The organism is Mesorhizobium sp. B2-3-13 (assembly GCF_006442195.1).
GTDB classification, from domain to species: Bacteria; Pseudomonadota; Alphaproteobacteria; order Rhizobiales; family Rhizobiaceae; genus Mesorhizobium; species Mesorhizobium salmacidum.
In genome coordinates, this window is sequence record NZ_VFVQ01000028.1 from 22,752 (window position 1) to 44,988 (window position 22,237).

Below are 22,237 nucleotides of genomic sequence, written 5' to 3' on the forward strand. Positions count from 1 at the left end.
TCAGGTCTCCCGGAATTCGGTTCGTGCCAGGCCGTTGTCGAGATTGATTGTGGTGCGCAGCCGCATGCGCTCCGGTGTCGGGGCCATGATCAGCACCGCGTCGATCTCGATCTTGAGGCCGACGTTTTTGTCACCAAGCGTGACGTTGATGATCGTGGCGCTCTCCTTCAGGCGCGGCTCGAAGGTGGCAAGCACCGCGCGGATTTCGCGTGCCAGCCCATCGCGGTCGAAATCCCGCGACGAGCGGCCGGAAAAAGACGGCACGCCAAAATTGACCACGCTGCGGCGCACCTGCGGAAAGTCAGCGAGCGAGGGCAGTTCCTCCAGGGGCTGTTCGTGTTCGGCGTCCGAGAGCATCGGTACGGATTCGAAACGCTCGGTGTTGAACAGGGCCTCGATGTCGCGCCGCACGGCCTCTCTCAACACGCGTGCCGAAACGACCACGCCGCGGCCTTCGATCTCGGCGCGATGCTGGGCCTGGAAGACCAGGCGGTGCAGGCGCCGTTTCTGCTCGGATGTGAGTTCGGCGTCGGCATCGATGGCGCGCGCATTGCCGGCAAGAAGAGCCTCGACGCGCTCGGCGCCGAGCTCTTCCTCCAAGAGACGGCGCAGCCCATCGATCTCCGACGTCAGTCCTGGCAAGTCGTTGACGAGGCGGTCCCACAGGGACGGCTGAACCGCTTCGCGCCTTGCGCGCGAACTGCCGCCAAGCTGCGCCCTCGCGCCAGGCCGCTTGGTCTCACTTGCCGACATAGACGTCCATTTCGATCTCGTCGTCCTTGTCGTAGACGAACTTGATCTTTTTGTAGGCGAAGCTGACTTCTTCCTCGATAAGGTCCGCCTCATCGGCGGCCTGCCGCATATCGTACTCCATGATCGAGGCGTCGGTGAGCGTCACGACCAGATAGTCGCTGGTCTCGCCGTCAATGGTGCGGCGTGCCGAAAACACCACCTCGTCGAGCGCCTTGTTCTCGAATAGCGCCTTCTTCAAATAGGGCGACGACTTGTCGTAGTGCTTGAAGAATTTGATCATTCCCATCGACACGCGGCCGCGTCGCGAAAGCGAGTTGGGATCATAGGGCGCCATGATCTTGTAATCGACGCCATGCACTTCGATCTCATCTTCGTGGCCGTCGCGCTTGCTCGGGCCCTTGATGTCGGGAACCTTCAAAAAACCATCGATCTTCATGGAAGGAGCGTCACTTCTTTCTGTGGTCGGCATTGTCTTTCTCCACCGCTTTCAAACCAAACAAGATGACTTCGCTGCGTTTCAGCCCTTCACCGACGGCAGTTCCGACACCAACCGCAGGGAGGCGTTGATGCCTTCCAACTGGTAATGCGGACGCAGATAGAAACGGGCGTTGTAGTAACCGGGTCTGCCTTCGACGCTGTCGACCTGAACCTCGGCCGCGGCGAGCGGCCGCTTGGCCCGCGCCTTGTCGTCGGCGAAAGCTGGATTGGCCAGCACGTATCGGTTGATCCATTCGGTCAACCATGTCTCCATATCGGTGCGTTCCTTGAACGAGCCGATCTTGTCGCGCGCGATCGCCTTGAGGTAATGCGCGAAGCGCGAGACCGGGAAGAGGTAGGGCAGGTTGGCGCTCAGCCGTTCGTTTGCCTGGGCGTCGGGGTCGACCAGACGCCCAGCCCGCGTCTCGTCGTCCTGAAGTGAGTGCGCGCCTATGAAGGCTGCGAGGTCGGTGTTCTTGCGGTGCAAGATCGGCATCAGACCGAGCTTGGCCAGTTCCGCCTCGCGCCGGTCATCGATGGCGACCTCGGTCGGGCATTTCATCGCGATTGACCCGTCATCGGTCGGGAAAGCATGCACCGGCAGATTGAGCACCGTGCCACCATTCTCGACGCCGCGGATCTGCGTTCCCCAGCCATACAGCTTGTGGCTGCGGTTGATGTTGACGCCCATCGGGAAAGCGGCGTTCATCCAGACATATTTGTTATGGTCGCCGCCCACCTCTTCCTCGAAGGTGAAGCCCTTCACCGGAACGGTTTCCGAGCCGTAGGGCAGGCGTGCCAGCACCCGCGGCATGGTGAGCCCAATATAGCGGGCGTCCTCGCTCTCACGCAGCGACTGCCATGAGGCATAGGCCGGGTTGTTGACGATCATCTGCAGGTCTTGGGGGTTTGGCAGCTCCTGCCAACTGTCCATGCGAAACAGCCGCGGCGAGGCGGCCGCGATGAACGGCGTGTGCGCCGAGGCACAGACACCCGAGATGTTGCGTAGCAGTCCGACATCGCGCGGGTGGTTGGAGAACTCGTAGGCGCCGATGATGCAGCCGATCGGCTCGCCGCCCAGCATCGAATACTCGTCGGTATAGACTTTCTTGAAGATCGGGCTCTGGTCCCACATCTGGCCTTCATAGTCTTCCAGCGTGTCGGCCAACTGCTCCTTGGAGATGTTCATCACCCGGATCTTGAGCTTGGTATCCGTCTCGGTGTTGTTGATGAGGTACCAAAGGCCTCGCCAGGTGCCTTCCATCTCCCGCACTTCGGGGGCGTGCAGGATCTCGTTAACCTGCGTCGTCAGCATCTTGTCGATGCCCGCAATCAGCGATTTGATCGACTTGATCGCGTTGGATGATATGGTCGTCGTCTCGGATCGCGACTGTGCGGCCAGCGCCAAGTTGCGCACCAACTGCTGGAGCTTCTCGGTGTCGTCCTTCCTGACCTTGAAATCCTTTTCAAGGAGCCCGCTGAATTCGCCCAGATCGATAGCTTCCGCCTCGGCGGTTGCGGCTGCGGTCTTTTGCTGTTCGGCCATGACTTATTCCTCGCCCTTGCCGTCAGAGATCGCCTGGCCGGCGATCTTGCTCAGCAGCGGCTCGTTGTTGAGAAGCTGCGCAATGCGCTTTTCAGCGTCGACGCGGCCATCCATGAAGCCCAGCAGTTCCTCGAGTTGGCGCCGCATCTTGAGGATCTCGGCCAGTTGCGGCACCTGCTCGGCGATCTTGTCGGGCGCGAAATCTCCCATTTTGGAGAAGGTGAGATCGATCGCCAATTCCTCGTCCCGCTCGGCCCCTTCCACTTGCGGCAACGTGTTCTTCACGCGCGCTTTTACGCGCGGCCCCATCGCCTCCATGAATTTCGGGAAGCGATTGGCGTCGGTTTCGACGAAGTTGCGATCCAGGACCGACTTTGACGCTTCCTTGGTCTGCGAGGCGCCGGAAAGGTCGGCCATGACAGCCATGACGAACGGCAACTCGATCGTCGTCGGGCTGCCGTAGGTTTCGACGTCGTAGGCGATCTGCACTCGCGGCGCGCGGTTTCTTTCGATGACCTTGGCTTTGCTCTCTGCTGGCATGGTTGTTACCTTTCATCCTTCTGGACCGGCTTCTTGGGATCGGAAACACCGGCAAGCAGCCGGAATTCCTTCAGCCCCGACGGGGCGAGATCTTCCATCAGTTCCACGAAATCCATGTGCACCATCCGCCGCACGCGCCGGGCGAGGTGCGGGATCGGGCTGGACGGCTCGGTGCGGTCGTAGAATTCAACCACGAGATCGAGGCATTTGACGACCTCGTCACGCGAGTAGATCCGGTCAGGCAGGCCGGTGCTGGTTTGCGCAGAGCTTGCCACACTTGCCATCGTCTCGGCTCCATGTCCGTTTCGAGGGGGCGCCGATGCCGGTTGGGACGGCTGCGGGGCAGGCATTGCCGCACCGTTGGCCACGGCGGCAGCGCTGGAATTCCACTCCAGCGTCGTCAGTAAGCGCTGCAGGAACTTCTTCAAATCCGGAACGGCCGCGCCATTGCCGTCGATGTGGGCGTTGAGCGCGGTATCGACCGCATCCAGCGCCGAAATCGCAGCGCGCGCATCGCTCAAAAGGGTGGTGATGGCGTCCACGGCCTGATCGATCTGCGCCGCGCATGCGGTGCGCACCCGGTTCAGCATCTGGTTATGCGCGGCCGTTAGCGCCGCCTTTTCGGCGTTCCCCAGGCCGGAGGCAGCTTCCTGGAGCATGACGCGCTCGTCGAGCGCTGCCTGTTCCAGGTCTCGCCCGCTGATCGGCCCGATCGTGCGCGGTGAGAAGAAGACGGTCTGCCTCAGGTTCGCCAGCAGGCCTTCTTGCCCGTTCTGGAGGTCAAGCAGCGCGTTGATGCGTCGCAGCGCCGCGTCGCGAGGCGCGCCAGCCGGCCGTAAAGCCGGATGCATTGAATCCCAATACTGGTCGAGAGTCTTTGCGATCAGGGTCAGGCCCTGGGCGAGGCCGGCAAGCCTCTCTTCATTGGCCAGCGCGCGCGTGACGATGACCAGAAGGCGCAAATCCCGACCGCGTGAGCGCAATTCTTCCGCTTTTTGGAGGATGGCGGCCCAGTCGACCGAGCTGGCTGACTGCGAAGGCTTGCTGCCGCCGTCGTGCACGACCTTGAGCTGGGCTTCCGTCAGCCGCTCCAGCTCGTGAAAAGCCGGGTCGTTGCGCAAATCCGCTCCCGACGGATTCGCACCGTCCAGAGGATTCAGCCAGAGTGCGAGATCAATCACACGTACCCCCAGCGAGCGGCTCCGCGCCTCATATGTGACGCAACGTTATCATCGGTCCCATGCCACGACAATTGAGCACATGCTCGAAAACCAACAGAAGCTGAATGCTCGGTTATCTTTCAACGAAACCCATGCGGCGATCGGCGGACCGGGTATGTGCAATGGCTCGCGTATTTCGGATTGCAGTTCGGGTTCTTTGCAGGAGTTTGCTAGGCTTGTGTAACCACAAGGTGCCGCGCGGACAGGTCAGAAGGACCGTCTCCTCACACGGCTTTGTCAAGCAGCTGCTTCTGTGGCAGGGTAGGGTCAGCAGATTTCGGGGGCAGGTTCAAATGGAACAGCGCCGGTCGTCGCAGAGTTTCAAGCGCAAGGAACTTGTTGCGAAGCTCAATCCCACGGGGGTGCGCGCCTTCAAGGCCGCCGCGGACACGGCCAAGTTGCGCGGCAACCCGTATGTCGAGCTCGTCCATTTCGTCCAGCAATTGGTGCTGTCCGAGCGCTCGGATGTACAGATGATCGTCGCTGATGCCGGGCTGGATGTCAGTCGGCTGACGGCGGATATGACCCGTGCCGTCGACAAGCTGCCCTACGGCGCGACCTCGGTGGAGGAATTCTCCGATCACATCTTCCACGCCATACAGGAAGGCTGGAACCTGGCCACACTGGAATTCGGGGTCGAGGAGGTGCGCAGCGCGCATATTCTTCTCGCCTGCCTGAAGACACCGGTGCTGGAGGGGCTGATTTCGAAGATCAGCGCCGAATTCGACAAGATCAATGCTGATGGGGCCATTGCGCGGTTCGCCGAGGTCATTGAAGGCTCGCTCGAATCCGGCTCACCGCCCGCGACAGCTGCCGCCGAAACACCGATGAAACGCGGCCCGGGCCGTGACTCGGCGCTCGCCAAATACGCCACCGACCTCACTCAGCGCGCCCGTGATGGCAAGATCGATCCGGTCGTCGGCCGCGATGCGGAGATCCGTCAGATCGTCGACATCTTGATGCGGCGCCGGCAGAACAACCCGATCCTGACAGGCGAGGCGGGTGTCGGCAAGACGGCGGTCGTCGAGGGCTTTGCCTTGCGCATTGCCCAGGGCGACGTGCCGCCGCCGCTTCAGAATGTCAGCGTGCGCATGCTCGATGTCGGCCTGATGCAGGCGGGCGCCAGCGTCAAGGGCGAGTTCGAAAAGCGGCTGAAGGCTGTCATCGACGAGGTCCAGGTCTCAGAGACACCGATCATCCTGTTCATCGACGAGGCGCATACACTGATCGGCGCGGGTGGCGCGGCGGGAACCGGCGATGCAGCCAATCTCTTGAAGCCTGCTCTCGCGCGCGGCGAGCTCCGCACCATCGCCGCCACGACGTGGGCCGAATACAAGCAGCACATCGAGAAGGATCCGGCGCTGACCCGTCGGTTCCAGGTGGTCAAGATCGACGAACCTTCCGAATCGGTGGCCGTGCTGATGTTGCGTGGTGTCGCCGGCGTTCTTGAGCAGCACCATCAGGTGCAAATCCTGGACGAGGCGATCGAGGCCTCGGTTTCCCTTTCGCACCGCTACATCCCGGCCAGGCAGCTGCCCGACAAGGCGGTCAGCCTGCTCGACACCGCCTGCGCCCGCGTTGCCATCTCTCAGCACGCGACGCCTGCCGAGGTCGAGGACATCCTGCGCCGTCGCCAGGCACTCGAAGTCGAGAAAGGCATCATTTGCCGCGAGGCGGCGATCGGCATCGAAGTGACGGACCGACAGGCTCGCGTGGAGGCCGGGTTGGCGGAAACCGAGACCACGCTTGCGGCAGCGCAAGCACGCTGGGATCGCGAAAAGGCGCTTGTGGCCGCGATTCTTGACCTTCGTGCCAAACTCCGTGGCAAGGGTATGCCCCTTGACCCGGAGGAGGGGGAGGAAGCCACGGCCGAAGCTCTCGAGGTCCCAGGTGGCGAGGCGCGCAAGACAAAGGCGCTTGCCGCCCAGGAGCCTGCTCCAGCGCGCGATTCCGCAGCTGATCTGGCACGATTGCGCGAACTGACGGCCGAACTTGCCGCCGCGCAGGGCGAGACGCCGTTGATGCTGCCGTCGGTCGACCGCAATGCCGTGGCCGCCGTCGTCCAGGACTGGACCGGCATTCCGACCGGACGCATGCTATCCAGCCAGACTGAGAAGGCGCTCAAGCTGGCCGCCACTTTATCCGAGCGCGTCGTGGGTCAGGACCATGCGATGGAAATGATTGCGCGACGCGTGCAGACCAGCCGCGCCGGCCTTGGCGCGCCGGAAAAGCCGGTCGGCGTGTTCCTGCTTTGCGGCCCCTCCGGCGTCGGCAAGACCGAAACAGCCTTGGCGCTGGCCGAGACGCTCTATGGCGGAGAGCAGAACCTGATTTCGATCAACATGTCCGAATTCCAGGAGGCGCACACGGTCTCGACGCTGAAGGGCGCGCCACCCGGTTATGTTGGCTTTGGCAAGGGCGGCATCCTGACCGAAGCCGTGCGGCGCAAGCCCTATTCGGTGATCCTGCTCGATGAGGTCGAGAAGGCGCATCCGGACGTGCACGAGATCTTCTTCCAGGTCTTCGACAAGGGCATGATGGACGATAGCGAGGGCCGCCGGATCGACTTCAAGAACACGCTGATCCTGCTCACCTCGAATGTCGGGTCCGAGGTCATCATGGATCGCACGAGGAACGGCACCTTGCGTATCGGCCTCGACGATCTGGACACCGGCTTGCGCGGTCCTCTGCTGGAAGTATTTCCTGCCGCTTTTCTCGGGCGCGTGGTGACAATCCCCTACTACCCGCTCTCGGACAAAATGATCGAGGCGATCGCAACACACCAGTTCGCCAAGATCGCGCGGCGTCTCAAAGCAACCAACGAAGCCGAGTTGGTGATCGGCGAGGGTGTCTTGGATATGATCAAAGCGCGCTGCACCGAGATCGAATCCGGCGGGCGCATGATCGACGGCATCCTCACCAACACGCTGCTGCCGGAACTCAGCCGCGGCGTGCTCAATCGCGCGCTCGAGGGCAAGAAGATGACGAAAGTCATCGTCGGGGCCTCGGCGAAAGGATTTACCTACTCTTTCGAATAGAGCCCGATCAGGATTCGCCGTCACGCGTTCGCGCCCACGATCTGGGTCACACGTGCAGCTGGCTGCCCCGTCGTTTCATCGATGCTGACGCGATCCATCCGCTTGTTCGGCCGCGAGGAGGCGACAGGGATTACCAGCCTGATCGCCGGCGTAGCGATGGCATATGAGAGTGACGAGCAGCGAACCGCGCAGGGCGCTCCTGTCGTCGATGGCCTGTGGTCAGAGTGCCGCCGGCGCGAGAGCGCAAATGCGACACGCGTTTCGCCGCCGTCTTCACTCCTGCCTTTGGCAAATCCAGGGATTTGCAGGACGACTGGAGCCCCATAGCGCCTGGACAGCGCCAACATCATGGCCACTTTCCCTGGCAGCACGAACAGAATTCCGGCCGCCCTTGGGTCATATAGATCGCCATTGCTGAGTCTCTGGACGGGCAGCAGGGTGAAGCAGTTGAGCGTAACAGGAACCATGTCTCGCCGATCCAGCGGAGCCACGAGCCGCCAATGAAGGCGGCGTTCACGACAGCAGCTTTGCGGCTTCCCTGGAAAGTAGCTTCACAGCCGTTCTATCGAACGACACAAAGGTCTCGCCGCCCAACCAAGTGCCTTCATAGGCCATGATACCATTCGCGAAATCGCCCCCTGCGTCCAGCAACGCAAGCCCGGCCTCAACAGCGGGTCGATTCATGACGACGTTTCCGGTATCGAGCAATGCGCGGATTGCGGTCGCGCAGACCGGATGTTCGAAGCCATAGACCCGGCGCAGCACCCACACCAATTCGCACAGGCACGGCAGGCAAACGGCGATCAGCGACGCCTCTTCAGCACCTTGTCTGCTGCGGCGGCTTGCTTTAGATCGTCGCGGACGACGCTCCGGACCAGCACGTTGGTGTCGACGGTGACTTTCACTCCTCGCCCGCCCAACCGGCGGCGGCGGCCTCGTTCATGTCCTCGATCGTGGCGACGTTTTTCGTCTTGCCGGCGAGCAGTCCAAGGAAGCTGTCAATCGTGCCGGTCGGCCGCGCCGCCCGCACCCGCAATTCGCCGCCGGGAAGCTTCTCAAAATCGACCCGTTCTCCCGGCTTGATGCCGAGATGTTGCAGCAAGTCCCGCTTGAGCGTGACTTGGCCCTGAGTGGGCAATTTCCAGAACCCGGACTTGACAGGCAAGCACCCCAGATACGTGCCGCCAAGAGGCGAGGAGTAAAGACAGATGAGGGGGACCTGAGGATGGCGAAATCGTGCCGTCGCCGCGGCAAGGGCCGCGCTGGCCAGATTGATACGACCCTGACGCAGCCCTGGAGCGAGATCCTGCAGAAGGGTCGCGGGACACAATCGAGCGCGAACTCGACTGGACAGAGGTCAGGGATGGCTCCGATTGGGCAGAGCGCTCCCGAAGATGTCTGCAAAGACAGGTAGCGGAAGCGGCGGAGTTGCCCAAGCGAGGCTCGCCCTGACGGGTTTCCAGAACCTGGCCTAGGCAGGAAACACGTCGCGCGATCCTGATGGACCTCGCACGCGGCCATCCGGCTCGCGTCGCCTGGCGCCGCGACCTGTTCAGGCGGCCCCGGCTGCTGAAGTACGACCCGCGCGGGCCGCTTGCCGGGCGGCGGCGAGGCCGCCCGGGAAGCCGGTGCGATCGCTGTAATCGCGCGGTTTGACGTGGCCGCGAGAATGGCGTGTGGTTACGCCTTGCGCGCCGACGAGGTCGAGCAATGCCACGCCGGCGACTATGGCAAGTGCAAGGCCCACATTGCCGCGCTTCGGATTTTCATGCCGAAACGCGGGCAATAGCGTTGCGATGTCCAGTACATCACCCGCTACCCGGCTCCACATCCCCGCCGGCTTGTCCACCGAAAGCGAGAGTATGCCGCTGCTGATTTCGCGAGTCCCATAAGCCCGGATCAGGCTTTCCTTCCCACTCATACCGAGCGCGCCGGCAACCCTGTCTGCCGCTACGAGTTCGAAGACGCCCAGCGCTATACTGAGCCAGCCTAGCTTGCGCGCGAGGCTGTCGGCCGCGCCGATCACGCTCGGGCCGATCTTCAGCACTTTGGGATCGCCAGGCGATCTGCTGATGTTGGTGAGTTTTGCAACCAAGTTCATGACGTTTTTCCTACGGTTTCAGTACCACCTTGATGCAACTGTCCTGCTTGTTGCGGAACACCCGGTACATGTCGGGCCCCTGGTCGAGCCCCACGGTGTGGGTAATGACGAAAGACGGGTCGATTTGACCCTCCTCGATGCGGCGCAGCAGATCGTCCGTCCAGCGGTTCACATGCGTCTGTCCCATGCGGAAGGTGAGCCCCTTGTTCATTGCCTGCCCCATCGGGATTTTGTCCAGCAGACCGCTATAGACACCCGGGATCGAGATCACGCCGGCCGGCCGGCAGACGTAGATCATTTCGCGCAGAACGTGCGGCCGGTCGTTTTCACTCAGCACCATCTGCTTTGCGCGGTCGCAAACGGTGTCCGGCTGGGCGAGCGAAACGTGGCTTTCCATGCCGATGCAGTCGATGCACTTCTCCGGACCCTTGCCGCTGGTGAGCTCGTTCAGCCGTTCGACGACACTCTCCTCAGCGAAGTTGACGGGTATGGCGCCGCCTGCCGCGGCCATCGAAAGCCGTTCCGGCAGGTAATCTATGGCTACGACCTGCCCCGCACCGAGCAGTAGCGCGCTGCGGATCGCCATCTGCCCGACAGGGCCGCAGCCCCACACGGCAACCGTATCGGTGGGCTCTATGTCGCACTGGGCAGCTGCCTGCCATCCCGTGGGGAGGATATCCCCGAGGAAAAGCGCCTGCTCGTCGGTCAGAGTGTCGGGCACCTTGATGTGCGTCATGTCGGCAAAGGGCACCCGCACATACTCGGCCTGTCCGCCGGGATAGCCGCCGGTCAGATGGGTGTAGCCGAACAATCCCGCCGTCGCGTGCCCGAACACCTTCTCGGCAAGGTTCTTCTTGCGATTCGTGCGTTCGCAAACGGAAAAATTCTGCCGCTTGCACTGGTCGCACTGACCGCAAATGATGGTGAAGGGTACGACGATGCGGTCCCCCTTTTTGAGAGCGCCGTTGACCCCCGAGCCTATCTCGACGACTTCTCCCATCATCTCGTGACCCATGATGTCGCCGGGCAGCATGGCCGGCACAAAGTTGTGGTACAGATGGAGATCGGAGCCGCAGATCGCACAACTCGTCACCTTGACGATCGCGTCGCGTTCATCCTCAATCTCGGGATCGGAAACCTCGTCGCAGCGTATGTCTTCCTTGCCGTGCCAGACCAACGCTCGCATAGGTCGCTCCTCTATTCGCCAGGTCCTTATGGCGGGCTCACGCCTCTCCGAAGCGAGCCGCTGCAGTTCGGTTGGTCGACTGTGCCCGCTGCCGTCCAACCTCGACGGTCGTTCTATGTTCCGGGACAAGGACGAATCTTTCGCTTGTGCCGGCCGGAGACCGGCGCCTGCGCCAAATCATCGCCTAATGTTCCCGTTGGGCCGCTTGCAGTCAGCTGGCAGGCTCATGGCGGCTTTAGACTGCGGTGGCGAAGCCTGGGATAATAATCTGGATTTCCATCGGGGAGCCCAGCTTCGGCCCGACCATGATCGATTCAATTGTCCAGAAGCAGCTTCAGGGTGTGATCCTGCGGGAGTGGAGGGTTTAAAGTTCAACAAAAGCGTTCCCGGCACACCTGACCTCCCGACGCCAAGGATGCCTAAAGTCGCGCGTTAACGGTCCCGTTTTCGAATAGGGAGGCTCGGGGGCTGGCCTGAAACAAAAGTATGGCCGTTACTCTATTTCATTAAGCCGGCAGCGCGAAGAGCGTCTTCGATAATCTGACCAGGGCCGGCGTCCGAGCCGCTCGGCGGCTGGAACGGCGGGTGCGCGACCGCCAAAGGGGAGTGTCGCGCCGATCTCGTCGATGGATGGGCGTCTGGCGACTGGCCCTCAGTGCCGGCTAGTCCCCAAAACCGGGAGATAAGCGAAGTGGATGATATGCCGGTGTCGATCATAAAAGATCCGCCGTCACTCAAGCCGTCTGCCGAGTCCACAGGTGTCCCGTGCGCCATACCTGGGATGAGGTAGGATTCGACGACTTCCTGATTCGTAGCATCCCTCCAAACGTCGCGGCGATAGCCCTGCCGCTCCGCGGTGTCGGCTTGAGCTTCACTTTGTCCATGAAGTGCAAGCCATTGCCGGACGAGTTGGTCGGAATTGACGGGACTGACCGTCGTGTCGGCGCTTCCATGCCAGACGGAGAGCTTCGGCCACGGTCCGGAGTGACCGGACGCCTGCTTGACTGCCGACGCCAACTGCTTCGCGGTTGGGCCGCCATGACCTCGCATACGGTCGAATGCCTGCGGCAAGGTAGTGGCGCTGCCATAGGGTAGACCAGCTATGATGGCCCCGCCCGCAAAGACTTCCGGATAAGTGGCCAGCATCGCGGCGGCCATTGCCCCGCCAGCGGAAAGTCCGGTGACGAAGATCCCAGTCCGGTCCACATCAAAGTGCCTCACCCGAGCCTCTTCGGGTGTCGTCTGGGGCGAACCAGTTGAAACAAAGATTGGCATTGTTGCTACGCTGCTGTTCTGGATAGAGCACGGCAAAGCCCTTGCGATCTGCCATCCTCGACCAGCCCGTGCCGCGGTCATAGGACACAGCCGACTGCGTGCAGCCATGGAGAGCAACGACCAGAGGTGCATCCGCTGCGAGGTCCTTGGGGCGGTATGTCCAGCCCCGCAACCGTCCTGGGTTGGACCCGAACGCCTGAAGTTCGGAAAATCGATCCCTTCCGACGTCACCGGCCACGACCGAGTTGCTTTGCTTTCGCCGAGCAGCCAAGCGTGCGACGATATCGGCGAGACTTCTCATGTCGGCATCCTTTTGCGTGAAATCCAAAGCAGATCAAATACCGGAACGCCGCCTTTCCAAGTTGGTTGCTGCGCTGCAGCATAAATACCTGCCTATGCGAACAGGTTTTCTCCTGCGCATCCATTCTGGCGAACACACCTCGCCTTGGGGCCGGAGCGGGCGCGGTAATGACGGCACATTCAGGTCATGTGCAACCATCCTCGGCTCGCCGCATGCGAAGAGAGCGGTCCGGGCGGCCGGTGACCTTGTCCTCTGAGGTCCTGCGAACGGATCGCGGCTACTACTCTGCCAACGAGAAGATGCATCCCTATCCGGCGAGGCAGCGCGACTATCGGATTTCCTCGCGCTTCGACCAGTCGCTGCCGGTCCTGGTGTCGGCCCGGGCGCCATCCCAATCGAGGATCAGCTGGGTGCGGAACCCGTCATACTTGATCGCGTGGATCCAGTCGTCGCCCGATCAAGAGCACGGCGGAACAAACGACAATCGGCCCTCGCCGGCATGCTGAGAGCCGCTTCCGTTCCGTTAGCGCGCGCTGAAATACTTCGGGAACCTTCCGCACGGTCCGCTGTTCGTCGGCAAGGAGGTCCATGAAGTGCGAAACCTGACGGCAGAGCAGTCGCGAGCAGCAAGAGCGCTATTGAACTGGTCGCGAGTGCGGCTTGGCGCCAAGTGCAATCTTAGCGAAGCGACGATCAGCGAATTTGAAAACGGGGTAAGGAAACCGCATCCCCGCACTGTCGCCGCCTTGCTCCTGGCTTTCGAAGGAGCGGGAATTGTCTTTCCCGCCGAAGGGGGCCCATTACTAGCGCGCTCTGAAGGGCAGACTAGTCGCCGGACCGGCAATAGAACGTGGCGCCGCCGGCAGACAAATCGCGCGGCGGAATGAAGAAAACTCCACATATCGATGAGGGAAAAGTGAGGGTGAACCTTGGCATTTCCTAAAGGAAGGGACCGCCACGGAAGCGCTCATGCCGTCCGACAAACGTAAGCGAAGGTTCGCTTTTCGCCCTTGGTCTCCGTGACACGCACCCAGCTTTCCTCCTGGCGCCTGACAGGCTGGCCGATGTGTGCCCCTGCCGCTTTGAAGAGAAGCTGTGCGATGACCATGCTCGAAGACACAGCCGATCCGGCGGCCATGATCTCACCCGATACTGCGGCACCTCGCGCCCCCTTGCCACCAACCGCCAGTCAATTAGCTGTAGCTAAAAGAGTTCCGGAACTGCATACTGCATGCGCGACGCAACAAAGCTACCACTTTGCAACCTCATCGGAATGCGGCGACGATGACGAAGTATCAGGTCGAAGAAATCTACAGCAATACAGTCGTGTCATCTGGCACTGTCGTGGAGAGCGATCCTATGAAAGCAGCCGAGGCCGCCGCCGGACAACAAAGAGTGTCGCCAAGAGCACTGCAGGATCATTGGTTCCGGGTGGTCGATGAAGAGAAAGCCACCGCGTATGAGTACAGCTTGGTCGGACCTGACGAACGTCCAGACCTCTTGGAATGGAGTGAGCACTCCGACTTCGGTCCTCCGATTCATGGCAAGGTGCACGGACTTGAGCTCACCAACGAGGGCGATCACTTCTACAACTGTCCCGCATGCGGTCAGCCCGTCGATCAGCGCGATTTGGGCCAAGTCTTCTGGCATGAAATGCCCGGCCATGAGCCGCTGGAGCGAAGCCCGAGGCGAAGGTGATCCAGTTTCCTAAACGGAAATGAGACGCCGCCGGCCGGGCCAGCCGCGAGCGCCAATCACCGGACGCTTCGCGGACCCGCATCTTGCCCCAACGCAATTGGCCCGCGCCCTGGCAGAAAGGCGCGGGCCGGCCAAACCTACCCGCTTGGCCAGCAGCAAAGGGACTCGGCTGCGTTCGCCCGAACTTGTCGCCCGTCCGGCTGTTCCCGTCCGGAAAGATAAAAGCTTTCCGCAGCAGCCACGCGCATCATGCACCGCACTGGCGGGCCGAATTCTCCTTTAAGTATTCTACTTCTTTCCATGCACCCATGTAAGTCGAATGCTTGCTGCGACCGATACTGCGAGTGGTACGGTGGTGTCGAATTGGAGGCCTTGTAAATGTCGACCCAGAACACGAACCGCTACGAAAAGAACTCGACCAGGGCCTTGTATCGGAATCTCAAGCGCGCCGGGACTTTTCTTAAGAGGGCGGGGCGTTTCGCTGCGCTCTCGCCGCTGGCTGTAACTCTCCTGCTCGGCACAAGCTTGAATTCCAAGGCGATTGCCAAATCAGGCGGATCACGTCCTGGCAAGGGATGAGGGGACAAGGACCACACCCACTCTGGCCCTCCCGGTTGACTCCACATTCAAGCCCAACGGCGGGTCTCACGGGATCGAGGTCAGGCGATCCCAAGTAGGCCCCCCTGCTGCCAACCCCTAGTCAATCATCAGCTTTAGCTAAAATAGTTCCGGAACTCTTACCATGGCGGGATGTTGCTTGCCCCATGGCAAAGCCTTCACACCTTGGGCCGCCCATCAAGTGCAAGCCGCACGAGCCCTACGAGGGCGACCATTTCTACAGTGCAAGATCTGCGGACAGCCGGTCGACATCACGATTCGCATCAGGCGATGTGGCACGAGCAGCCGAGGCATGAGCGGCTGAAGCCCGAAGTAGTCAAAGACCCATGAACCGAAAAGCGCAGTGTACGGCTACTCAGTCAAACCGGGACCAAAACGCACTATAGCATCGAAGATCGTGCGGTAGACGCTGTCGACATCCTCATCGATCTCTACCCGCTTGATACCGATCGCCTTGGCATCGGCGATCAGCTTGTGTGTGAGTTCATCAATCGAGATGACGTCCGCCGTAGCGCTCTCAGGGACGTTGTTCGCGATCCATTGTTTTAGGAACTTGATGCCGCGCGTGCTCATTCCGACACAAGTCGCGCGGGGATATTAGGTTCCGCTGGTGCCCCGCGCGCGCCGGCGGTCTTCGGGTCCCGTGCTATCGTTGCCGGCTCGCTTGTCGATCGCCGCCTGCAAACGTGCCGCGGCCACAAGGATGCTATCCGATGTTGGTTGAACGGGATCATGCTGGATCGTAGCCGGACTAACATTGTTAGTCCGAAATGTCCCCGCTCGCCGGCGACCGGAATCAAAGCGGGATATTTACGATCTCCACTGGTTGGATCGCGCATTGCGACTGCTTTCCAACCTCATCTCCCCCAAATTGTTCGCGCTGTAACAGTTGTCGTGACCTTACGGCTGCCACGCTGGTCTAATGGAACCGTTTCGGGCGGATGCGCATTGATGGTCCAGTTCAACGGAGGGCAGCGCAGTGTCCATCATCGGCAGCATCACCGGCATTTTCTCCTCGAACGAGGAGGCCACGAAAAAGGCGCCTGCTAAGAAGGCAGCGACGAAGAAAGCAGCGACTGCGAAGGCGAGCACGGCCAAGAAGACTGGAGCTGCCCCAGCTATGGCAGCCCACTCAAAGGACTCCGCGGCCAGGGGTAGATCTGGTCAGCCCAAATCGGCCACCAAGAAAAAAGCGGCTGCCCATTGAGTTCAAAGGAACCCCGCTCGGCGGGGTTTCTTGTGATGGCTTGGGAGCTGAATGGAAAAGACATTCGCAAGGATCGCTAACGCTGTCGCTCGCGGGGCAGGTCGTCCGATCACCTTCATCCTTTGCATGGCTTTGATCGCGGTCTGGGGCTTTTCGGGACCTTTCCTCGGTTTTTCGGAAACCTGGCAGCTCATCATCAACACCTCGACGACGATCATCACCTTCCTGATGGTTTTCCTTATCCAGAATACGCAGAATCGAGATGGGGCAGCGGTACAGGCAAAGCTTGACGAACTGGTGCGCGTGAGCGCGGGCAAGAACAGCTTCATCGGGATAGATCATTTAACGGCGGCCGAGGTCGAAGAGATCCGGTCTACCTGCGAGGCCGCAGTTGCCCGCTCCCAATCCTCGGAACCGGCAGGCAAGAGGGACAAGGAAGAGAAATGTCGCCAACCGCAAGCTCAAAACACCTGAGGGGCACCGAAGAGAAACGGCACTAGAGCCGCTCCCCATTCACGGGTTGAATAAATTCCTGCTGGCGAGCCCGATATCTTTTGCAGATCGAGGCGGGCGAACTTGAGCTCGCAGAACATATTCAGGCCGTTCTCCGATCGACAACGTGGACTGGATGATCACCGGCAGGCTGAGGTCAGCTACTGAATGGCTGGTATGCGCCCCTCATCTCAGCCGCACAGATCGGCTTTGCCACTCCTTGGCAGCAGACATCGCCACCGAATACCGGACGCCCTGAAGTCCGGCCAAAATTTTGATGCGGACTCAGGCACTCAAACGCCGTTCCCGGAGCACCTAGCCACACAGCTTTGGGTCTGCCCTTCTTGGAACTCACGCCTGGAATTCAGCTGAAATCGCATGCGTGACCAGCTTTCGGTCAATTCGGCAATCACCCGTTCAGATCTCAACCGAAGTCAAAGATCGAGTAAAACTGAGCCTTGAGCGCGGCTGCAACAGGCCAGGACAAAGCCCGCTGACTTTTCTTCGGACGTAAGTCCGCCAAGATCCTGCATCGCAACTTCGCCCGAGAGCTTGGCAATCCGGCACGCACCGCAAATTCCCTGCTGACAGCCGGTCGGAACATAGACACCACAGTTGCGCGCCGCCTCCAGCAGGGTCTCTCCGGGTGCGCAACGATGCTCCAATCCGGAACGGGCGAAATGGACCGAGGACGAAACCGCAGAGGCCACATCCGGAGCAGCACCGCCCAGGGCGCCCCCGAAGCTCTCCTCATGATAACCCCGGGGGTCAACGCCTGCCTGGCCAAGACCGTCTCGCAGCGCCTTCATGTACTGTTCGGGGCCGCAGGCGTAGACCGTGCGCTCGCGAAGATCGGGGACTAGGCGCAGGAGCAAGGGGCCGTCCATGCGGCCCGTCGGTCCTGCCCAGGAGGGATCTGCCCTGGAACAGACGCATGTCACGCTCAGGTTGCGGAATCGGGCAGCGAGCGCATCGAGTTCCGACCTGAAAATGAGATCTCGCGGCGACCGGGCACTGTAAATGAGGCACAGGTCCAGATCGGAAGCTCTGTCCGTCAGGGTTCGCAGCATAGACATAAGAGGCGTGATCCCGCTGCCGCCCGCAAGAAAGAGAGGCTTTTCGCCTGGCAAGCCGTCAAGTTTGAACGAGCCCCGCGGGCCTTCAATCTTGATTTCGTCGCCCGCCCGCAGATTCTCGTGGATCCAATTGGAAACGAGCCCGCCTGGTGTCCGCTTGACCGTAATGTGCAGGTCGAGCGGACGTGTTGGTGGCGACGAAACGGAATAGGACCGGGCCACCACAACGCCATCGATCGCGAGGTGAAGGACCACGTATTGCCCCGCATTGAAGCAGAACATGCAATCTGAGGCGGCCGAGAACACAAAGGTCTTTACGTCGTGCGTCTCGTCGATGACCGCACGGCAGAGCATTGCCTGTGGCGATGCGTCGGCCCATTGCCGCTGCCGCATCGGTGCGAAAAAATCGGAAGCCGGAAACGAAGTATGTGCGTTCATGTTTGGCTCTCAATGACGCGCCAAACATGGCAGCCGCAGGCTGTCCGGAACAGTGGGTTGAGCCCAGCTTTTTAATCGGGAATTTCGATCTACGTCTCGAGCGACATCACCGCCAGCTGCAGCGCACGAAGCCCTTTGCGGATGATCGGCTCATGCTTGCGCCGGGCGAGCATGGCCGTATGGACGGGCTGGTAGAGCGTCGGTGCGCCGTCGACCAGGAAGGACGGGCACTCGGCGGTAAACCTGCGGGCATCGTCGTTGCGCATGTAACAACTCCCCCCGGTTCGCCGCAGCATGGCTTCGGCCAGGCTCTCGGATCCCATGGAAAGGCGGGAAATTGCCAACGAAGGGATCAGCTCGGAATGGGTTTTCTCAAGGACGACGGTGTAGCCCGGCCGAATGTAGCTGTCGGGATCGACCTCCGACATCGTCCTGGCAAAGGTCGAGACCATCACATACTCCTCGACCATAAGGTGCTCATAAGCAATTTCGGGAAGATAGCGGGGGGCGTAGAGCACGGCTATGTCCAGATTTCCCATGCTGAGATCGGTCACCATCTGGTTGGAGTAGTCGGATTCCACATGGATCGAGGCTTTGGGAAGGGCTTGACAGAGCGCCTCCACCCACCCAGGCAGCACTGAGCGTGTCATGCCAACCTGCGCGGCCACGCGAAGGGTTCCTTCGAACCGGTTGAACGCGCGCACGTCGTGACGCGCCTGCGACCAGGTCGACAGCATCGCCCGCGCGTAGGCTTCGAAACGTCGTCCCGCCGCGGTCGGTTCAGCGCCGGCGCGACCACGATGGAAGAGCTCCGATCCTACCGCGCTTTCGAGGCTCTTGATCCGGCTGCTTACCGTCGACTGCGTAATGTTGAGCCGGTCGGCAGTCCGGTTGAAGTTCCGGGACTCGATGATGTCCAGGAACGTCTCAATGTGGTCCAGCTGCACGGACAAACCCCCAATCGAAAAACCCGATCATTACCCAGAGATCATTGGCTTGATCCGGCAATTGTCAAGGCGGAAGCTAGGCGAGCTAAACGGCAAGTAAAGCCGCGGTCTGGAGAGGGAGCGAAAGCTAAAGTGTTTATCGTCGACTGCGATTGTCACAACTACTGGTCCAGCGCCACGGTATTGGAACCGTATCTTTCCGGGATCTGGAAGGACATGTTCATCGAGGGCGAGAAGACCGGCCCCAGGGGGTCCTTCCCGCATGGCCATCGCCCCTGGTTCCATCCGCAGGATTTCTCCCGGAAGGATGTGCGACCCGAGACCGAAGCCGACAACTACCGGATCATGAAGGAAAAACACCTCGACAAATACAATGTCGGCGTGGCGATCCTCACCGGGGACGAGCCTATAGAAGCCTCGACTCTCGCAAACCCCTATTACGCCAGTGCGCTGGTCAGTGCCTACAATGACTATCAGATCGCCGAGTGGTTGCCGAAAGACAACCGCTTCATGGGTTCCATCATCATTGCGCCTCAGGATCCGAAGCTGGCGGCCGCCGAGATCCGTCGGCTCGGCACTCACCCCCGCATGGTCCAGGTTCTAGCCTCCCAAGGCTCCGTGAAGCCGTATGGTGATCCCTTCTACCACCCGATCTACGAAGCCTGTGCGGAGATGGGATTGCCGTTTGCCATTCACCTGGGCGGCCACGGTGGTGTCAACTGGAACGCCGTCGCGCCTGCCCCCACGACCTTCTTCTGGGAAACGCACGCCATCCTGCACATGTCGGCGATCAGTCACGTCGCCAGCATGATCGCTCACGGGGTGTTCGAGAAATGGCCAGAACTCTACTTCGTCGTAGTCGAATGCGGCGTCGCCTGGGTGCCGACGGTGCTGTGGCGCCTCGACGCCGACTACAAGGCGCTGCGCAAGGAAACACCATGGCTGAAGATGCTGCCATCGGAGTACTGCCGCCGTAACATACGCTTCTCCACACAGCCGCTGGAGCAGCCGGCCAACGTGCAGCATCTCTGGTCCATCCTGGAAGCCATGGACGGCGAGAACACGCTGATGTTTGCGTCGGACTATCCGCATTGGGACTATGACGACGCCAACACGCTGCACATCCCGCCAGCCTGGAGAACGAAGGTGATGGGTCAGAATGCGCTGGACGTCTACAAGCGCATTCCTGCCATCCTAACCGCGAATGCTGCCTGACGGAGCAGAACATGGCCGAGAAAACCTACATATGCCGCGTCGACGAGATCAAGGCCGGGACACCCGTCATTGCCAAGGTCAGGAGCCTTTCGGTGGGCGTGTTCCGCATCGGAGAGAGCTTCCATGCGCTGCTCAACATCTGTCCGCATCGCGGCGCGCCGCTCTGTGAGGGGCCGCAATGCGGGACGACCGCGCCTGTCGAGGAAGCCCGCTTCATCTATCATCGAGAAAACGAGATCGTGCGCTGCGCCTGGCATGGCTGGGAGTTCGACATCAAGACGGGTTCGGCGCTGGTCGATCCCACTGTGCGTGCGCGGACGTTTCCCGTCATGGTGGAGGACGGCAACATCTATGTGACCGCCTGATCTGGCAGACGGGAGGCAAATCGACGAAGGACCAGAACGGCGGAGAAGGAGCACTTACGCATCGCGTGCTTGACGACGGTTGAAAAAAGAACGCGGAAAATCCGCAATGGGAGAACGGCAATGTCGGAATCAGAGTACAAACTGCGCATCGCGAAAGGTCTTATCGGGAGCGGCAAGGTTTCGCGGCGTGACTTCATCCATCTAGGATTGGCGGCAGGCCTGACCGTCGTCGCCGCAGATCAGCTCTTTGTCACTGCGGCACGAGCAGAACCGCAGCAAGGCGGTTTCGCAAAGCTCGGCATGGCGCATGGAGCGACGACAGATTCTATTGATCCGGCTGGGTATCCCGACACTTTCTCCCAAACCGCCTTTTCAGGCGCTATGTCTAACAGCCTGACCGAGGTGGATGCGAAGGGCGGCATACAGCCGGACCTGGCAGAAAGCTTCGAATCTTCCAATGGCGCCAAGACGTGGGTCTTCAAGCTACGCAAGGGCGCGACCTTCCACAATGGCAAGAGCGTGACGGCAGACGACGTCGTGACCTCTATGCGGTATCACATGGGCGCCGACACCAAGTCTGCGGCGAAGCCTCTGCTTGCGTCTGTGAAGGACATTAAGGCGGACGGGCCAGAAACGGTTGTATTCACACTCGACAGCGGCAACGCCGATTTCCCCTACATTATGAGCGATTATCATCTCGTGATCATGCCGAGCGTTGACGGGAAAGCGGATTGGGCATCAGGGGCCCGAACCGGCGCATTCGTGCTCGAGAATTTTCAGCCTGGCGTCTCGGCCAAGCTCAAGCGCAATCCGAATTATTTCAAGAACGGCAAGCCTTACCTGGATGAGGTGGAGTTCGTCGCCATTACGGATTTGGCCGCACGCATGGCTGCGCTCTCGACCGGGGAAGTGGATTACATTGGCCGCGCCGACCTGAAAACACTCGGCATGTTGAAGCGCAATCCCAAAATCGACATCATCGAGATCACCGGCTACGGGCATTATACTTTGCCGATGAATGTCACCATGGCGCCTTTCGACAATCCGGATGTGCGCATGGCAATGAAATGGGCGATCAACCGACAAGAGATCGCCGACAAGATCTTCCTTGGACATGCTACCGTAGCCAATGACGATCCAATCGCGCCGGCCATCAAGTTTTACAAGAACCCGGAGCCGCAGCACAGTTTCGATCCCGACAAGGCGCGCCATTATCTGAAGAAGGCGGGGCTGGATAAGCTGAAGGTCGAGCTCTCGGTCGCAGATGCGGCTTTCGCAGGTGCAGTAGACGCGGCCGCACTCATTCGCGAGACGGCCGCACAGTGCGGCATCGAGGTCAATGTCGTGCGCGAAGCGGAGGACGCCTATTGGGACAACGTCTGGCTCAAGAAGCCCTGGTGCGCTTCCTATTGGAGCGGTCGCGCCACCGCCGACTGGATGTTCACGCAAGCCTTCGCAGCCGAATCCAGCTGGAACGAGTCGTTCTGGAAGAATCCACGCTTCAACGAATTGCTTGTCCAAGCCCGAGCCGAGACGGATGACGCCAAGCGCGCCGCCATGTATGCCGAAATGCAGCAGCTGACCCATGATGATGGCGGTACTATCGTGCTGGTGTTCAACAACTTTGTCAGCGCCAAATCCAAGAAACTCGCCCATGGCGATGTGGCGCCAAATTGGGAAAATGACGGACTGAAGATGGCCGAGCGCTGGTGGATGGCTGTGGCATAGGGTGTTTGCCAAGCGC

Annotated in this window: 18 protein-coding genes and 2 pseudogenes; 7 read left to right on the forward strand and 13 right to left on the reverse strand. The window is 60.7% G+C overall.

Annotated features, from left to right (window positions below):
- From tssE to tssA, 5 genes are all read right to left on the reverse strand, one after another.
- Nucleotides 1–753 carry a type VI secretion system baseplate subunit TssE gene (tssE, locus tag FJ941_RS25715; RefSeq protein ID WP_140510045.1) on the reverse strand — a complete coding sequence of 251 codons (753 nt, stop codon included), beginning with the start codon at nucleotides 751–753 and terminating at the stop codon, nucleotides 1–3.
- The gene (locus tag FJ941_RS25720) at nucleotides 740–1,189 is read right to left on the reverse strand and encodes an Hcp family type VI secretion system effector (RefSeq protein WP_027143719.1); all 450 of its coding nucleotides are present in this window, start codon (nucleotides 1,187–1,189) and stop codon (nucleotides 740–742) included. Before FJ941_RS25720 ends, tssE begins: the two co-directional genes overlap by 14 nt.
- An 81-nt stretch (nucleotides 1,190–1,270) precedes the next feature.
- Nucleotides 1,271–2,776 carry a type VI secretion system contractile sheath large subunit gene (gene tssC / locus FJ941_RS25725; RefSeq protein WP_140510047.1) on the reverse strand — a complete coding sequence of 502 codons (1,506 nt, stop codon included), beginning with the start codon at nucleotides 2,774–2,776 and terminating at the stop codon, nucleotides 1,271–1,273.
- A 3-nt stretch (nucleotides 2,777–2,779) separates the two neighbouring features.
- A complete protein-coding gene (gene tssB, locus FJ941_RS25730) occupies nucleotides 2,780–3,316 on the reverse strand; it encodes a type VI secretion system contractile sheath small subunit (RefSeq protein ID WP_027143717.1) in 537 nt (178 codons plus the stop codon).
- A gap of 5 nt (nucleotides 3,317–3,321) precedes the next feature.
- On the reverse strand, nucleotides 3,322–4,497 hold the full coding sequence (tssA, locus tag FJ941_RS25735; RefSeq protein ID WP_140510049.1) for a type VI secretion system protein TssA: 1,176 nt from the start codon (nucleotides 4,495–4,497) through the stop codon (nucleotides 3,322–3,324).
- Between the two features lie 332 nt (nucleotides 4,498–4,829).
- Between tssA and tssH the strand changes: the two genes are divergently transcribed.
- Nucleotides 4,830–7,574: a type VI secretion system ATPase TssH gene (gene tssH / locus FJ941_RS25740; protein WP_140510051.1), complete on the forward strand. Its 2,745-nt coding sequence runs from the start codon at nucleotides 4,830–4,832 to the stop codon at nucleotides 7,572–7,574.
- 513 nt (nucleotides 7,575–8,087) lie between these two features.
- On the opposite strand, the pseudogene FJ941_RS25750 reads toward tssH, so the two are convergent.
- The 5 genes and pseudogenes from FJ941_RS25750 to FJ941_RS25770 all read right to left on the reverse strand — a co-directional run bounded on the left by FJ941_RS25750 (nucleotide 8,088) and on the right by FJ941_RS25770 (nucleotide 12,437).
- Nucleotides 8,088–8,479: pseudogene (locus FJ941_RS25750) on the reverse strand (type II toxin-antitoxin system VapC family toxin).
- Nucleotides 8,476–8,712 (reverse strand): AbrB/MazE/SpoVT family DNA-binding domain-containing protein, encoded by a 237-nt coding sequence (locus FJ941_RS25755; protein ID WP_140510100.1) that lies wholly within the window; start codon nucleotides 8,710–8,712, stop codon nucleotides 8,476–8,478. The pseudogene FJ941_RS25750 and the gene FJ941_RS25755 overlap by 4 nt, the downstream one beginning before the upstream one ends.
- A 414-nt stretch (nucleotides 8,713–9,126) precedes the next feature.
- Nucleotides 9,127–9,675 (reverse strand): hypothetical protein, encoded by a 549-nt coding sequence (locus tag FJ941_RS25760; protein WP_140510053.1) that lies wholly within the window; start codon nucleotides 9,673–9,675, stop codon nucleotides 9,127–9,129.
- A 10-nt stretch (nucleotides 9,676–9,685) separates the two neighbouring features.
- Nucleotides 9,686–10,861 (reverse strand): zinc-dependent alcohol dehydrogenase, encoded by a 1,176-nt coding sequence (locus FJ941_RS25765; protein ID WP_140510055.1) that lies wholly within the window; start codon nucleotides 10,859–10,861, stop codon nucleotides 9,686–9,688.
- Nucleotides 10,862–11,359: 498 nt separating this feature from the next.
- Nucleotides 11,360–12,437 (reverse strand): annotated as a pseudogene (locus FJ941_RS25770) (PHB depolymerase family esterase).
- Nucleotides 12,438–13,030: 593 nt separating this feature from the next.
- Here FJ941_RS25770 and FJ941_RS25780 point away from each other — a divergent pair.
- Nucleotides 13,031–13,324 (forward strand): helix-turn-helix transcriptional regulator, encoded by a 294-nt coding sequence (locus FJ941_RS25780; protein ID WP_281405578.1) that lies wholly within the window; start codon nucleotides 13,031–13,033, stop codon nucleotides 13,322–13,324.
- 397 nt (nucleotides 13,325–13,721) lie between these two features.
- Entirely contained in the window at nucleotides 13,722–14,135 is a 414-nt protein-coding gene (locus FJ941_RS29545) for a hypothetical protein (protein WP_246674004.1), read from the forward strand.
- Nucleotides 14,136–15,104: 969 nt separating this feature from the next.
- Here FJ941_RS29545 and FJ941_RS25795 read toward each other — a convergent pair.
- Entirely contained in the window at nucleotides 15,105–15,326 is a 222-nt protein-coding gene (locus tag FJ941_RS25795; RefSeq protein ID WP_140510059.1) for a DUF768 domain-containing protein, read from the reverse strand.
- Nucleotides 15,327–16,011: 685 nt separating this feature from the next.
- Between FJ941_RS25795 and FJ941_RS25805 the strand changes: the two genes are divergently transcribed.
- Nucleotides 16,012–16,434, forward strand: a complete 423-nt coding sequence (locus tag FJ941_RS25805) for a low affinity iron permease family protein (RefSeq protein WP_140510061.1) — start codon at nucleotides 16,012–16,014, stop codon at nucleotides 16,432–16,434.
- A 452-nt stretch (nucleotides 16,435–16,886) separates the two neighbouring features.
- Here FJ941_RS25805 and FJ941_RS25810 read toward each other — a convergent pair whose 3' ends face one another.
- Both FJ941_RS25810 and FJ941_RS25815 read right to left on the reverse strand, forming a co-directional pair.
- Nucleotides 16,887–17,966: a hybrid-cluster NAD(P)-dependent oxidoreductase gene (locus FJ941_RS25810; RefSeq protein WP_140510063.1), complete on the reverse strand. Its 1,080-nt coding sequence runs from the start codon at nucleotides 17,964–17,966 to the stop codon at nucleotides 16,887–16,889.
- A gap of 89 nt (nucleotides 17,967–18,055) precedes the next feature.
- Nucleotides 18,056–18,913 carry a LysR family transcriptional regulator gene (locus FJ941_RS25815; protein WP_140510065.1) on the reverse strand — a complete coding sequence of 286 codons (858 nt, stop codon included), beginning with the start codon at nucleotides 18,911–18,913 and terminating at the stop codon, nucleotides 18,056–18,058.
- Between the two features lie 132 nt (nucleotides 18,914–19,045).
- Between FJ941_RS25815 and FJ941_RS25820 the strand changes: the two genes are divergently transcribed.
- The 3 genes from FJ941_RS25820 (at nucleotide 19,046) to FJ941_RS25830 (ending at nucleotide 22,221) form a co-directional block, all read left to right on the forward strand.
- Nucleotides 19,046–20,128, forward strand: coding sequence for an amidohydrolase family protein (locus tag FJ941_RS25820; protein ID WP_140510067.1), 1,083 nt, complete (start codon nucleotides 19,046–19,048; stop codon nucleotides 20,126–20,128).
- An 11-nt stretch (nucleotides 20,129–20,139) separates the two neighbouring features.
- Complete coding sequence (locus tag FJ941_RS25825) at nucleotides 20,140–20,493, forward strand: Rieske (2Fe-2S) protein (RefSeq protein WP_140510069.1); 354 nt, start codon at nucleotides 20,140–20,142, stop codon at nucleotides 20,491–20,493.
- A 120-nt stretch (nucleotides 20,494–20,613) separates the two neighbouring features.
- Nucleotides 20,614–22,221 carry an ABC transporter substrate-binding protein gene (locus FJ941_RS25830; protein ID WP_140510071.1) on the forward strand — a complete coding sequence of 536 codons (1,608 nt, stop codon included), beginning with the start codon at nucleotides 20,614–20,616 and terminating at the stop codon, nucleotides 22,219–22,221.
- Nucleotides 22,222–22,237 lie beyond the last annotated feature (16 nt).